This window comes from Aestuariimicrobium sp. Y1814 (genome assembly GCF_050113895.1).
Taxonomy (GTDB): Bacteria; Actinomycetota; Actinomycetes; order Propionibacteriales; family Propionibacteriaceae; genus Aestuariimicrobium.
Map to the genome: position 1 here is coordinate 63,327 of NZ_JBNJRW010000003.1, position 14,113 is coordinate 77,439.

A 14,113-nucleotide genomic window follows, 5' to 3' on the forward strand; every position below is an offset into this window, starting at 1 on the left:
AGAATCTCACATTCTCGCTAGTGTTCGGGTGACCTGACACCGACCACAGGAGCAACGGCCAATGACGGCGTGGCGCATTCGCGACTTCCAGCCCGGGGACCTCGACGGCCTGCTGGTGCTGTGGAACCAGCACCTGGCCACCGGCACCCAGCCGGTCTACGCGCTCAGTGAGGTGATCGCGTCGACTCGTCAGGACACGGCCGTGGTGGCCGTGGCCGGCGACGAGGTGATCGGCGTGGTGGTCGGTCGTCCGGCCCATGACCAGGGCTGGGTGGTCTTCATCGGCACCGACGAGAACTGGCGACGCCGCGGGGTGGCGAACAGCCTGCTGGCCGCCCTCGAGCAGCGGATGGCGCCACTGGGACTGCAGCGCATCTCGATCCTGGTGCCCGATGAGCAGGAGCACGTCGGTGCACTGCTGAAGGCCGGCTTCGCCGACAAGCGCAACCTGCGCTTCTTCGAGCGTGACATCCCCGTGAAGCAGGACGAGATCCGGGTGTTGCGGGAACTGGGTGGGCGGGTGCTCTCGCGCGACCGCTGGCAGAAGATCGGTGGCATGCAGCGCGAGAAGGACATCCTGGAGCGCCGGCTCGTGCTGCCGCTGTCGGCCCCCGACCTGGCCGAGGCCTACGGCGTCGTCCCGCCACGGGCGATCGTGCTGTTCGGCCCGCCGGGAACCGGCAAGACCACCTTCGCCAAGGCGATTGCGTCGCGGTTGGAATGGCCCTTTGTCGAGATCTTCCCCTCGCGGCTGGCGGCCAGTGAGCGTGGGCTGGCCGGCGAGCTGCGGGAGACCTTCGAGCAGGTCGACGCGCTCGACCATGTGGTGGTCTTCATCGATGAGGTCGAAGAGATCGCCTCACACCGTGGGGGAGAGCCGCCCTCGTCCACCCAGGGCGTGACCAACGAGCTGCTCAAGTTGATCCCGGCGTTCCGTGACCGGCCCGGACGACTGCTGATCTGCGCCACGAACTTCATCCGCGGCCTCGACCACGCCTTCCTGCGGCACGGTCGCTTCGACTACGTCATCCCGATCGGGCTGCCGGATGCCCAGGCGCGGGCCGCGATCTGGGCCGGCCATGTGCCCGAGGCCAGCAACGGCCTGGTCGACGTGGACGAGCTGGTGGAGCGTTCAGACGGGTTCTCCCCGGCCGACATCGAGTTCGCGGCCCGGACGGCCTCCCAGATGGCGCTGGAGCGGGCGGTGGCCATGGGCGAGGCGGGTCATCCGCGGCCTGGCGGCCCGAGCACCGAGGACTACCTCACCGCCATCGGCGCCACCCGGACGACGGTGTCGGCCCAGGTCGCCAGTGACTTCGAGGCCGACATCGAAGCCCTCGCCCGGGTCTGACCCTTCGTCCGCTGGTACAGCGTCTGCGGACCGAATCCGCGTCTGCGGCCCGAGCCTGCGTCTACACGTCGTACAGACCCGCAGACTCAGGCCTGCACTGCAGACGGGGGGATGGGCTGCGGATAGGGAATCACCTGGTGGTGGGTCGTTTGTACGGACTCTAGTCCCTGACCTGGCTGCGGGTGATGCGCGCTGATCCGGACGACCGGCGAGTTCACTTCCCGCGCTAAGCGAGCGAACTCCCCACGCTCCCGCTCCTGATTCACACTCTCAGTTCCATGATGAACGCTCGGCTACTGACGAGCCCTCTCCACCTGGCTACAGTCCAGGCGCATGAGAGCGACCACCAGCCAGCAGCACCTGATTACCGCCGTCTTCGAGGCAGCACGCGAAGCCGTCGAGAGTCCCACCCACCTCATCCCCGGCCTCGACTGCGACCGCACGGAGTACGCCGTCGCGAGCGTGCTGCTGGAGGAGGCGTGGGTCGCGCAGGAGGCATGGGTCAGCGGTTTCTGAGCCCGACCTCAGTCGCGGAGCCACTCCGCCGTCCGCGAAGCCTTCGAAGGCCCGGATGTCCCGCTTGGGCTCGGGAAGGCCGTCACGTCGGCGCTGGGCCTCCTTGCGGCGGTCTTCTCGGTCCTCGGCCTCGAAGACCTTACCGAGGGCTTCCAGTTCGGCCTGGAGGGTGTCCTTGGGGTTGTGCTGGGTCATGACGGTCCCTCCTGATGTGGGCTTGTGCGACTGGGTGCTATCGAGAGTAGACACACATGTGTCCGATCCAGGAACGACCGACAGCGCGACTAGGCTGACCTGATGGCTGAGCACGGGACGTTGCTGGTGGTGGGGAGCAATCCGCCCGCCCGCACCAGCGGTCAACGCACCCTGGCCCGCGCCCAGCAGGCGGCGGCGATCCTGGGCTTCGAGCAAGCCGTCCTCGCCAACCTCTTCGCGCTTCCGACCTATCGCAGCGGCGGCATCGCTGATCTCGGAAGGACCCCGGACGGCTGGATAGGCGCCCGCTCCGCTCTTGTCTCTTGCCTCGATGACTGCGACGGCGTGCTGCTGGCGTACGGCACCCAGGAGCCCAGCGGTGAGGCCCGGGCTCATCACCGGGAACAGGTTCGCTGGCTGGACGAGCAGATCGAGGAGCGCTCCCTACCGACTTGGTGGGTCGGCGGCGCTCCGCGTCACCCCTCGCGGTGGCAGAGGTATACCTGGCGGGAGTTGCCGGGCATCGAGTTCAGCGACGCCCTGCGGGTAGCCCTCTGTCCGCAGGTCAGCGCTTGACTCCGGCTGGCCAAATCACCTCGACGGGTTTCCCCTGCTGTCTGGCATAGGCCACGACATCGGCTGTGCCCCCCTTGCCCTGCGCGGGGAGGCCGTCCCACACCGCGACCAAGAGGTCGCTGAGGTCTACCACCCGTCGACCTGCCGCAAGGAAAGCGTCTTCGGAGGGCTCGGCGTAATCCAGTTGCTCTGTTGACAGTGCTTGATTGAGCAACGCCTCGAAGTGGCTCCGATCCGTGGGTCGCTCGAACGAGGCCCTGTAGTTTTCGCTCGGGACCACTACCAGGAGTTCACCACCAAGGCGGACCACCAGATCGGCAAACGCCTGATCTGCCCCAGCGGCCAGACTCGACACGCCACGGAAAGGTGGGGACCCGAGAAGGTGAGTAACGCGGCTCTCCATCAAGCGCCAGACGACTCCAGGAGCCTTCTGGTGTCCCGAGATGCCGATGGTCCTCATATCCGGCCCCCTGAGGCCAGGTGGTGGTAGTGACGCCCGAGAGGTGTCAGTTGGCACCACTTGCTGTTCATGGCGGCGTAATACATGTGCTCTGCACCGACCGGCTCGACCAACTTGGCAGAGGCGCACTTCTGTAACCGCTTGAAGATGGCCTCGTGTTCCGGGTGTGGAGGTAGACCAGACTCCCGCTTATCCGGTTCGTATGTCGGATCAAGGGCGTAGAGATCACGAGCCGCGCTGAACCACCCGGGAAGCATCCGTAGTGTCTCTAGCGGAACGAAGGGGTCGCAGCGGCGGATGTCCTGGAGCCTGTCGACGTGGGCCTTGAACATGGGTCGCTGATCCCACGCGCCAAATGCCTCAGAGAGGTAGGCGTACAGACCCGCAACGGTGACGTGGCCGAGCACATCTGCCGCGCCACCGTCGAGTGCCCCCTCTAGGTAGGAAGAGAACAGTCCGCGTCCATCCGGGGTCTCTGCTGAGGTCTGATCGGCCCTGCTCGCAGTCAGCATCGAGACGCCTTGCCGTAGAACAGCCCCTGCGGTGAGCGCCGCTGGCACACCCCCGGCACCGCCCGCGAAGCAGCAATCCAGAATCACAGCAACCTCGTGGCTACAGCCATTGATGCGCTGCTGTACCTCAGTGAAGAACACCCCAGGCGTTTGCGAAGTGCTGTCAGACGTGATGAGGGTGACATCATGCCCACCTTCACCCGACGCACCATGCCCAGCGAAATAGAGAAGTGACATGTCAGCACCGGGCGAGAACAGATCGTCTAGCGCTTCAAGAAACTGGTCACGCCCTACGAATCCCTCGTCGGCGGGAGCCGTGAGCGTCTGGACCGCGAAGTTGGGCGAGTCGTCCTCGTTTCGCGCCAACAAGGGCGCGAGTGCAGTGGCATCGTTCACGCATCCCGTCAGGTTGGATACAGATAGGTAGTTGTCGATCCCAACAACGAGGGCACGGCGAAGCATCTCAGAGCCCGTCGATGAAGTCCCCGACGTTGGCCCACGTCCAGTTCTTGCAGGGCGCGGTACCCATCTCGGCGGGTTTGGTGCGGTAGCCATCCTCGATCCAGATGCCGAGAAGGGGCTTGCCCTCCTCGCGAGCGCACTTGATCTCCCACAACTGCCCAGTGGCCTTGGGGGTGCTGCTGCTGATCAGTGCGATGACGCCATCGGAGCGCCGGATGCGCGTGCGGACGCGTTCCTTCCACTCGGAGTCGTAGGGATTCTTGACGCTCATGTCGGTCCAGTCGTAGGGCGTGTTGCCCAACTTGCGCTGACCGACGAAGAGGTCACGAGTCCTCTCGTCCTCCTTTGCGAAGGCGATGAAAGCGGTCTTCCTGTCCATGGGATGGACTCCTCTCTAGGTCGTGGCTCTACATCTACCAGGAGGCTCCGACAATCCTCAGTAATCACTCGCAATCCCGGACTCGTAGAGCCCCTTGGCGGTCTTGGCGTCCCGGATCGCTTGCCTCACGTGGTGCTTGGTCAGGTCGAGGACGCGCATGGTTCCTCCGGTCTCTGCAACGGACTCGATGCGGCGGAACTCGCCCTGGTACTTCTCCGCGAACGCCGCCAACCCGCGCAACTTGGGCAGGGCGTCGGAGAGGTGGTGCCCGTGCGGGTCCACGAGGTCTGCCACGACCTGACCCGTGTGGTCGGTGCCGAAGAAGATGAAGTCCGGACGGACCGCCTTCCAGGTGCCGGAGTCCTCCTTGTAGGCAATGGCCAGCGACTCCTTGGTGGCACGGGCGGGGTTGCGGTACCAGCCCTTAAAGCCAGGCTGCTTGGCCTCGGAGTCCAGAACCCTGCGCTCCCACTCGTTGAGCGTGATCGGGCAGGAGCCGTCCTCGGCTGCCATGAGGTGCATGAGCCGAGTCTCCAGCGGGCTCTCGGTCCCGTCCTTCTCGCGGACCATCGTTTCGGCCTGGGCTGCTTTCGGGACGGTGAGGGAGATGCGTTCAGGTTGGGTGGACATGCCCTCCAGGCGGTCGTACTCCGCCTGCCGCTCGTCCGTGAGGCCCTTGCGGGCCACCCGGGTCTGGTTAAGCCAGGTCCTCGCCAGGTCGTCGGCCTCGGACTCCACGGCCTCGGCGATCTCAGGCACCCGTCCGAGAGCGGCGACGGTGATGTTGGCCTCCAGGAGGTCGTCATCGTCGCCGTCCGGGCCGACCAGGTGGTCGACGTAGGAGGAGCACAGGGCGGGGCTCAGGACGCGGGCAGCGGCCCGGTAGGAGTCCTCGATGGCACGTGGGTCAGCCGACTCCTGGAACGACTTGTAGGAGAACGCGCCGCCGATCCGGCCCCGGGCCTCCTCACCGCTCATGGTGAGCACGTCCTGCCTGGCCTGGGCGACCTTCTCCTTGTGCTGCACGGCCCGCCCGTCCAGCACGGCGTGGAGGTGCTTGTGCGCTTTCTCTACGGCTTCCTCGACCAGGTTGTCCTTGGACAGTGCCGTGGCGAGCGCGGTGAGCCTGCGGATTGGCTTGACGCCCTTCTTGGGGATCGTCACCGAGGGCAGGGCGGCGAAGCGGTCCCAGACCTCCTGGGGCACCTTCGGGTTGGGGTGTAGGTCCACCGGGTCGAAGAGGACGCGGCGTCCTTCTCCGCCTCCGGTGTCGTTGTCCTCCTCGTCCTTGGAGGTTGCGCCCTTCATCAGCATCTCGGCCACGCCCGTGGCGGTCTTGCGGTCGAAGAAGGGGAGCAGGCAGTCGACGGAGTTGAGCAACTCGTTGCCGGGGATGCGCCGCGCAAGGGGGGTGCGGATCATGCGGCCCAGCAACTGGGTGATGTGGGTCCGGTCCTTCGCAGGACGCATCGAGACCAGCACCTCAGCGCGCGGGCAGTCCCAGCCCGTGGAGATCGCAGACTTCGCCAGCAGCACCCGCACGTGTTTGGCGTCCTGCACCCGCTGCGGCTCGATGTAGGGCACACCCTGCTGGCCCACGAGCAGGTCCTGGTGCTCCCCGAAGACGTTTGCCACGGCGTCGGGGCCGAGTTCGGGCCAGGCGTCGTAGATCGTGTCCAGCGTCCGCACCAGCGTCTCGGTGGTGGGCTTGTCACCCACCTGCACCACGAGCAGTGGGACGACCGGATCGGCCTCCTCCTGCTCCTGCGCGTACGCCAGCCACGCGGCAGTCGAAGCGCGGACCTTCTCCACCGCCCGGCGCAGCAGAACCGTGTCGAAGACACCCTCCTCGGTCGGGATCGAGAGCACGATGTCGTCCTTCAACAGGCCCGACGCCTGCACCAACGCCGAGTCCACGACCACCGAGGGAAGCGCGGTTCGGCCCTTGGCGTCCTTCATCGCGGCCTCGAACCGCTCGACCGTGGCCGAGATGCCGAAGACAACCGGCATCGGCGGGACGGCACCCTGCCCGTTGATGAGGCGCTGCACGATGGTCGAGCGGTCCTTGCTGGTCGTGCCCATGCCTCGATGGGCCTCGTCCAGCACGAAGTAGAGCGTCAGGTCCTTGTTCTCGACGGTGTTGGTGATCACGTCATAGATCGAGGACTGCATCTCATCGGGACGGGGCTCGAACAGGCGGACCTGCCCGGGAGCCGGAGCAGGCTCACCTCGCACCAGCCGCGAGTTCTTCGACAACTTCTGCGTGTTCAGGAAGTAGACGTGCCCGGGGCGCAGCGAGGGCTCGGAGAACGTGGCCTCGATCACCCGCAGGCGAGAGTCGAGTTCGCTGGCAGCCTCCTGCACCCGGGCGCGGGACTGCTCGTTCAGCGAGGGGTCGTCGGAAAACCACAGCACGACCGCGCCCGGGTCGGGCTCGAAGTCGAACTCGTCATTGCCGAAGAAGAGCGCCTCGATCACCGCAGCCGCCATGACGGTCTTGCCCGCCCCCGTCGTCGCCGTGAGCGAGAACTGAGACAGCGAGCCGTAGCGGTGGTACATGTCGCGGGCCTGGTCCAGGTTCCGCAGCACGTCGCGGACCGCCTCGGACTGGTAGTCCTTCAGTGTGAAACGCATCAGCGGCCACCCCTCAGCATGAAGTTCTGCAAGTAGGACTCGTACAGCCGCACCGGGAGCACCGCACTGGGCAGGTCACGGCAGACCATCTGGAAGGCCGAGTCGTCGTCCGTGATGATAAACGCCGTCTTCACCGACTCCTGCTCAGCCACCCGGGCCACGAAGTCCCCGGCCTGATCCAAGTTCTCCAGCACGCCGTAGGTCTGGGCCACGTCCCAGCCATCCTCACCGAGGTCCGTGATGATCCGGCCCTGCGACCCAGCGCTCGTCCACAGCATCGGAGCGATCCGCTCGAACGCCCTGTTGTGACGAACCGACAACGGAGCCTCGTACGTGAGCGTGAAGAACGCTGCGTTCTCCTCGAACCCGTCTGCCATCGGGAACTCGTCCGTGAACTTGTAGTCGCCCTTGATCGGCTCGCCCTGCGGGGTCTCGCCTGTGATGGCCGCACGGATACGGGGCTTGGTCACGTAGTCGCAGATGCCCAACGCTTCCCAGTCCGCATCGCCCGGGCGCAGGCCCTGCTTGCGAAGTGCCTGCTGTTCCTCGGCGCTCACCTCATTGTTCGTGACGGAGATGCACTGCCGCCGTCCGCCGTCCTGACGGTTCAGTCTCATGACCGCGTGCGCCGTCGTCCCAGAACCCGAGAAAAAGTCCAGGACAACAGCCGCGGGTTTGGCCAGCGTGGCGAGTCGTAGCGCGTCCTCCACGGCGTATAACGACTTTGGGAATGGGAACTTTCGCGACGGGATCAGCGACCGAAGCATGGTAGTCCCGTAGGCCCCAGCGTCGTGGCTGGCGTTACGCCACGCTGTGGCTGGGCGCGATGACTTGCCCTGCGGCAGGAGAACGATCTTGGAACCGTCGGGCCTCGTCCCTGCCACTTCTAGTTCGCCGCTTGCAACCTTCTTGATGTTCGGTGCCGAGAGGTACTGAAAGACGAAGGGTTGAAGATCAGACTCCGTGCGTGAGGATCGGACGAATCCCTGGTCGAGGGCGCTCCGAAGGCTGGGTCCCGTCAGCCCCCAGTTCATCTCCATTCCGTCTTCTTCGCGAATCGGAAAAACGGTTGTGCAGCCATCCCGGTCCTGGATGCTTCTTCTATCGAGGCCGTGAGGAAGTGGCTCACCGATCGTGTCGATGAGGCCGGTCTCGTCATTGACATAGATGGGGTAGAACTGAGCCTTTCCGCCCTTAGATGTTCCGCGTCGGGACTCCACATCTGTTCGCCGCAGGTACCGCCAGCGAATCTCAGAGGGGCCACTTCCATCCGCTATGCTCGGGATCGAGAACCTCCCAACGAAGACGAAGAATATGAACTCATCAGTCCTCGACAAGTGAGTGGTTCGGGCGGTGCCCTTAGGGTTGATTACGCTACTCACCATCTGAATGTGCGCCTCAGGGAATGTCTGCTCCAGCAACATCCCGAGCCGCAGGTACTCCTTCTCGTCAATGGTGATGATGAGAACGGAGTCCTCGGGGTTCAGCAGTTCTCGGGCTACCTCCAGTCGCCGCTCCATGAACGCCAGCCACTTGCTGTGCCGGTAGTCGTCGTCGCCCTCGACGTAGTTGTTGTTGTACTTCCAGTCCTTCGCGCCCGTGTTGTACGGAGGGTCGATGTAGATGGCGTCGACCTTGCCCCGATGGGTGTACGTGAGCATCTCCAGGGCGTGGTAGTTCTCCGCGTTGATGACGGTGTGGAACGGCTTGTCGCCGCCGCGCTCGACCCGCCCCGTCTCCACAAGGCCCGGGTAGATGCGGTCGTTGAACTCTGCGACCACCACCAGGTCGTCAACGATGACGGCCTGGTTTTCCGGCTCTTCGGCGTCGAGTTCCAGCAGGTGAGCAATCCGGCCCCCGTCGACGCGCTCGATCCGCTCCACGCGCCACAGCCGCTGGTCGCCCTGCTTGACCTCACCACGGGGCGGGAGCACCCGCACCTTGTCCCCACGACGCACAGCACGCCCGGGCAACTCCACAGCCTCGGGCTGGTGCCGCTCGAAGACCAGGCCGAAGGTCCGCCGCTTCATCAGCGCGGCGAACTCCTTCTCCAGGTCGTCACCGAGTTGCTTGTCGGCCTTCCGGGCCTGCCTCAGTAGTTCAGTCAGTCGCGACACTCGCTACGTCTCCTTCAAGGTCTGCGAGTGCTCCAGACCCGCTCCGTTCATCGTAGGCAAGAGGACCGACAAAACCGGCCAGGCGCGACAGGCCGGTGGGCAGGGGGTTCAGTTCACCCAACCTTGGCTCCCAATCCAGCAGAATCGGTCCCATGTACGCTCACGAGTTCTTCGAGGATGAGTTGAACCCGCTGGGAGACCCCTGGAGCGTTGCCACCCGCTTGAACGTGGCGTTGCTCGACAAACTGGCTCGCGGGCCGGTCCCCGGCGACGACGACCTTGCAAGCGCTCTGAACCTAGCCCGACTCGTCCATGAGCAGTACATCGGCTATGGCACGGACTCCTCCCAGACCCTGAACGATCCTGAATCCCGAGTCGCGCTGCGGACCCTCCGCCTTGTCCTCGAACGCCACGGGGTTGCCTTCTCCCCACCCTGGCGTGACTTTCCCTCCTTTCGATCCCACTGGATCGCAGAGGGGTGCTCGGGGCAGGGTGGCTGGCAGGCCAGAAGGGACTTGCTGGAGAAGTGGTTCAGCCCCGTGATCGAGACGCTGGAGCGAGCCGAGGAGCAACAGTTCCGGGCCGAACTCGTGGAGGCCATTTCACCACGGACGGCGACCGGATGGCCCAAGGTGGACGAGGAGATCGCCCATCTTCGGCAACGCTTCCGAACGGCTGGTGCCCGGCAGGACTACAAGGATGTCGGGAACCGCTGCGTCGGCGTGTTGGAGGCGCTCAGCGCCACCGTGTACGACCCCGCGAAGCACTGCCCGGAAGGCATGAGCGAACCACCCGTCGACAAAACGGACGTGCGCATCGGAGCGTTCATCGACGCCCGCCTGCCCGGCAGCCGCAACGAGAACCTGCGTGGGCTCGTCAAGAAGGCGTCAGCCATGGCGCACAGTGTCAAGCACTCTCCGGCAGCAGACCGAACATCAGCCGGAATCGTGGGGGACGCCGTAATCCTGCTGGCGAACATGCTGCGGCGCTTGGCTGACTAGGCTGGTCCCCTTCCTGACCCCTCAATCACTACTTGCCGACCCTCTTCGGGTGCTCGCTGCTGATCTGCATGAAGTAGATGTTGAGAATCCGGTGCAACGCGGCGAAGTCCTCCAACTTCATCGGACCGACACCACGGATGAGACGCCAGAAGTTCTCCCTGCCCATGCGCGTCTGTTCGGCCACCTGATCGAGAGTGAGCCGCGCGTCAGCGGCAGCCTCGCGGGCCAAGAAGCAAACGAGGTGCTGCCACTGCGAGGCAAGCAGCCGATCTGACTCGTCGGGATCAGTGTCTTGCCGCCACTCCACCTCCTCGTAGTGACCGAACCGCTCTGGTTCAACCAAGTAGGAGCGCGGCGCGTAGGCGTAGCGGTGACGCCGCGACTGATTGGTTTCAATAGCACCAACTCTGCCAGACACCAAGGGCCGGTGGGCTGTTACGGCCCACCGGTCGCTCGACCGGGCCCACCGGTCGCTCCGTTGGGCCCACCGGCCAACGAGGGTCCTGGATTCGAAGTCGCACGATCGTCACCGTGTTCGAGTGACCGCAACGCTCATCGCCACCCTGACGGACACGACGCGCTCAGTCTTCCGGCAGTCCGACCGGGCCGTGCCACAGCCGCGCCCCGAACCCTTCTTCAGTACGCGCCACCGTGATGGAGTCCGGCCAGGCATCACCCGCGAGGACGGCCTGGAGGGTCGAGTAATCGACGCCCGCCACCTCTTTGGCCGCACGGATGGAGCGGTCACCGATGGCTTCCTGGAGGGCCACCACGTAGCGGCGGATCGACTCGAACACGGGGTCATCCAGCACTTCATCGGGCCATGCTGCGCTCACCTCGCGGGGTTTGAGAAGCGCCTTCCTGACCACCCCCTCAACCTACCGGCGAATGACGGTCCCCTTGCGGGTGACTCGCCTCTTGTCATTGCCGAGTGCTATCGCAACCGTAGTTACGGTCACTCTGCATTGCGAGAGGCGCGGATGGACACCATCTCCTACAGCCCCACCGACATCCCACCCCAGGAATGGGCGGAGGTGGGACCCTTCGTTCGCCAGGCCGTCCTCACAGCACAGAAGCAGTCCGCAGCCCGGTACACGACGAAGGACCTCATGGGTCATGTCGCCGCACACGTCCACTGGTGTCGCACGGTGGCCTGCCTGCCGTTGGACGTGTCGGTCATCTTCGACCGAGACGTGATCAGCGAGTCCACTCAACGAGGGTTCCCCGGCTTGAAGACGACGACACGGGCCACGAGGCGGTCGGCGCTGCTGCGCGTCGCGGAATCGGTCTTGCCGCAACCCGAACGCACAAGCCGTCTCGCGCCCCTGCGGGATGACAAGTTGGCGCTGCCCTACACCGAAGATGAGCAGGTGGCCCTCCGTTCTTGGGCCATGGGCCAGACGACCCCAAACCGTCGTCGCGACTGCCACACCATCCTGGCCCTCGGGCTCGGGGCGGGCCTCCCAGCCCCTGACATCCTGCGGCTGCGGGCCCGGCACGTGATCGTGGACGGTCAAGGGGTGTTGCTCCGCGTCGAGGTGAGTCGCCACCCGCGCGAGGTGCCAGTCCTGTGGTCATGGGAGCAGCCACTCCTGGACATGCTGGCCACGCGCGACCCCGAAGAACTGGTCGTGGGGGTCGAGCGGCAGGAAGGCAACGCCAACTGGCTCAACTACTTCATCTCCCGGACGAATGCCGAGAACGGCCTGAAGCCTGACTCGCGACGGCTGCGGAACACCTGGTTGCTTCACCACCTGGGGACCGGAACCCCCCTCGGGCCCCTCGCGCACGCCGCCGGGCTGGAGACGTTCCGAAGCATCGAGAAGTTGTTCCCTCTGCTGCCTCAACCGACCCGCGACGAAGTGCGTCGCTTGATGCGCCGCCCGTTGCGGACCGTCTGACCGCCCGTGTCAGGAACGAAGAAGGGCAAGGAAGCGCCGGGGAGTCGCAGGGCTCCCCGGGACAACGCTGCCTTGAGGTCCTTCTTCGACAACTTGGACTTCCTCCCCACCGAGGGCGCTTTCGTGGCCTCTGATGCCGACCGCTGGCGAACCGCCATCTACATCGTGGAGCAGTCGGGCATCGCTGACCTTCTCGCCCGCTGGCGAGCCGAAGATCGTGGCGACAAACGCCCCGGGCCGACACCGTGGTTGAACGAGACTCAGGTTTTCACCCTGTTCCTGATCCTGACCCTGCACCGCCGCCCGCCGCTGTTCACCGAGATGGCAGCCATGCTCTACCACGCCGACCAGTCGCTGCTGGACCTGCTCGGGGTCGTCAAGTCAGACGCGTCGGAAACGGCCCTGTTCCACCGCGCCTACAACACGTATCACGAGCGTTTGGCTCCCCTGCTGAACCCCGAGCCGGAAAGCCTGTACCGCCTGATGTTGAAGGGCGACTATGCGGCACTTGTGGCCGAGCGGGACGTTGAGGACTGCCAGAAGCGCTGGGAGCGCTCGATCACGTTCACCGCCGCACTGATCTGGGGCTGCTGGATGCTCCTGCCGCGCGAGCACCGTCGCAAGACCACGGTGGACGTGGTGATCGACGCGACCCACATGGCGTCACCGGGGCGTGGCCGAGGAGCCCGGAGCGAATATGTCTCGTCCGACCCGACTTGTGGCTGGTACAAGCGGGACGGCGACCACGACGGCAGCCAGGGCGCTCCGGCCACCAGCCGAGCCAAGACCCGATTCAAGCGCACCGCCGACGAACTGGTCTGGGCCCGGGAGTTCACCCTGCTCGCGCTCTGCCTACCCGGCCTTCCCCGCATCGTGGTCGGGGCGCTCCTGGACCAACCGGGCAAGAGGATCGCCCAGAACACCTTGACCCTCATCGACCTCCTCCTGGCCCAGGGCTTCACGATCGAGCACTTCATCGGGGACATGGCCTACCTGCCCGGCTGCAAGATGGAGGAACTCGCGCTACCGCTGCGAGCCCGTGGCATCAAAGGTGTGTTCGAGTACCCGAAGGACAAGACCGCCCTGGGCCTCCAAGGCAGCCACGGGGGCGCGATTCTGGTCGAGGGCACGTGGTACTGCCCTTCCCTGCCCGAAGACCTCATCAACGCCTCAGCCGACTACTTCCTCCGAGCCCCGGGCGATCCCCGACGCATCACCGCCGAAGTCTACGAAGCGCGCCTGGTACAGCGCCGCCGCTACGAACTGAAGAGCAAGCAGCGCGCCGATGCTGACGGCTTCGAGCGTCGAACATGCCCAGCCGAAGGCGCATGGGCAACGATCAAGTGCGGCTACAAGCCGCGTGCCGCCGAGGACGAGAAGCCGGGGCGCACCCTCATCCCGGTCCGGTTGCTCGTGACGCCCAAACCGAAGGTCTGCCAACAGGCATCCGTGACCTTCCCACCGGAGGTGGACGGCAAGTACGGCCAGCACTATGCCTACCGGTCACCTGAGTGGCAGCGGCTCTACACCAGCGGCAGGCAGACCATCGAGTCGCTCAACCGCTCCAACAAGCGCGGCTACTTCGCACCGATCAAGGACCCCGACTGGCGTCCCCGTCGAGGCTGGCTGCCGACCCTTCTGGCGGGGCTGACCCTGATCATCGCCACCAACGTCCGCAAGATCATCGCGTGGGCCTGGGACGAGATCGACACTGCCCACGGCTTCGAACGCCCTCGGAGGCGAAAGCGCCGCCGCGAACTGACTGCGGGCTACACGCGCCCAGTCCCCAACGCGCCGCCCGGCGCGGAAGCCGCCTGACACCCTTCGGCCCCGCCGCCAAGCACGATCTCCACAGAGGTCTCGACGCGCCCTGATGCGCCCTCTCCGTCGCCTCCGTGCCGCTCCGAAGCGCAAATCCGTGGCCAAATCAGGGTGCTTGGGTCGCGCTCGGCCTTACTCAGGGCTATGGGGTGCACCGCGACTCCATCCGCGCCCGCGAGAACGTCCGT

Annotated in this window: 13 protein-coding genes; 6 read left to right on the top strand and 7 right to left on the bottom strand. The window is 65.4% G+C overall.

The annotated features are described in order from the left end of the window. The first annotated feature begins 61 nt into the window (after positions 1-61). From ACQE3C_RS04445 to ACQE3C_RS04455, 3 genes are all read left to right on the top strand, one after another. Positions 62-1,351 carry an ATP-binding protein gene (locus tag ACQE3C_RS04445; RefSeq protein ID WP_434537978.1) on the top strand — a complete coding sequence of 430 codons (1,290 nt, stop codon included), beginning with the start codon at positions 62-64 and terminating at the stop codon, positions 1,349-1,351. A gap of 333 nt (positions 1,352-1,684) precedes the next feature. Continuing rightward, positions 1,685-1,867, top strand: a complete 183-nt coding sequence (locus ACQE3C_RS04450; RefSeq protein ID WP_434537979.1) for a hypothetical protein — start codon at positions 1,685-1,687, stop codon at positions 1,865-1,867. 297 nt (positions 1,868-2,164) lie between these two features. Further along, entirely contained in the window at positions 2,165-2,638 is a 474-nt protein-coding gene (locus ACQE3C_RS04455; RefSeq protein WP_434537980.1) for a DUF1643 domain-containing protein, read from the top strand. On the opposite strand, the gene ACQE3C_RS04460 is transcribed toward ACQE3C_RS04455, so the two are convergent. Genes ACQE3C_RS04460 through ACQE3C_RS04480 form a run of 5 tightly spaced genes read right to left on the bottom strand, consistent with a single transcriptional unit; the run spans position 2,628 to position 9,202 of the window. Continuing rightward, on the bottom strand, positions 2,628-3,098 hold the full coding sequence (locus tag ACQE3C_RS04460) for a hypothetical protein (RefSeq protein ID WP_434537981.1): 471 nt from the start codon (positions 3,096-3,098) through the stop codon (positions 2,628-2,630). The two genes, ACQE3C_RS04455 and ACQE3C_RS04460, sit on opposite strands and share 11 nt — an antisense overlap. After that, positions 3,095-4,165: a caspase family protein gene (locus ACQE3C_RS04465; RefSeq protein WP_434537982.1), complete on the bottom strand. Its 1,071-nt coding sequence runs from the start codon at positions 4,163-4,165 to the stop codon at positions 3,095-3,097. Before ACQE3C_RS04465 ends, ACQE3C_RS04460 begins: the two co-directional genes overlap by 4 nt. Further along, positions 4,074-4,451: a TIR domain-containing protein gene (locus ACQE3C_RS04470; RefSeq protein ID WP_434537983.1), complete on the bottom strand. Its 378-nt coding sequence runs from the start codon at positions 4,449-4,451 to the stop codon at positions 4,074-4,076. The genes ACQE3C_RS04465 and ACQE3C_RS04470 overlap by 92 nt, the downstream gene beginning before the upstream one ends. Positions 4,452-4,508: 57 nt before the next feature. Beyond that, positions 4,509-7,085 (bottom strand): DEAD/DEAH box helicase, encoded by a 2,577-nt coding sequence (locus ACQE3C_RS04475; RefSeq protein ID WP_434537984.1) that lies wholly within the window; start codon positions 7,083-7,085, stop codon positions 4,509-4,511. Next, complete coding sequence (locus ACQE3C_RS04480; RefSeq protein ID WP_434537985.1) at positions 7,085-9,202, bottom strand: site-specific DNA-methyltransferase; 2,118 nt, start codon at positions 9,200-9,202, stop codon at positions 7,085-7,087. The genes ACQE3C_RS04475 and ACQE3C_RS04480 overlap by 1 nt, the downstream gene beginning before the upstream one ends. A 152-nt stretch (positions 9,203-9,354) precedes the next feature. Here ACQE3C_RS04480 and ACQE3C_RS04485 point away from each other — a divergent pair, with 152 nt between their 5' ends. Continuing rightward, complete coding sequence (locus ACQE3C_RS04485; protein WP_434537986.1) at positions 9,355-10,203, top strand: hypothetical protein; 849 nt, start codon at positions 9,355-9,357, stop codon at positions 10,201-10,203. Between the two features lie 28 nt (positions 10,204-10,231). Here the strand turns inward: ACQE3C_RS04485 and ACQE3C_RS04490 are convergent, their stop codons facing one another. After that, a complete protein-coding gene (locus ACQE3C_RS04490; protein WP_434537987.1) occupies positions 10,232-10,621 on the bottom strand; it encodes a hypothetical protein in 390 nt (129 codons plus the stop codon). A gap of 163 nt (positions 10,622-10,784) precedes the next feature. After that, on the bottom strand, positions 10,785-11,072 hold the full coding sequence (locus tag ACQE3C_RS04495) for a hypothetical protein (RefSeq protein ID WP_434537988.1): 288 nt from the start codon (positions 11,070-11,072) through the stop codon (positions 10,785-10,787). A 111-nt stretch (positions 11,073-11,183) separates the two neighbouring features. Between ACQE3C_RS04495 and ACQE3C_RS04500 the strand changes: the two genes are divergently transcribed. Both ACQE3C_RS04500 and ACQE3C_RS04505 read left to right on the top strand, forming a co-directional pair. Further along, on the top strand, positions 11,184-12,104 hold the full coding sequence (locus ACQE3C_RS04500; RefSeq protein ID WP_434537989.1) for a hypothetical protein: 921 nt from the start codon (positions 11,184-11,186) through the stop codon (positions 12,102-12,104). Positions 12,105-12,227: 123 nt separating this feature from the next. Next, complete coding sequence (locus ACQE3C_RS04505) at positions 12,228-13,922, top strand: hypothetical protein (protein ID WP_434537990.1); 1,695 nt, start codon at positions 12,228-12,230, stop codon at positions 13,920-13,922. Positions 13,923-14,113 lie beyond the last annotated feature (191 nt).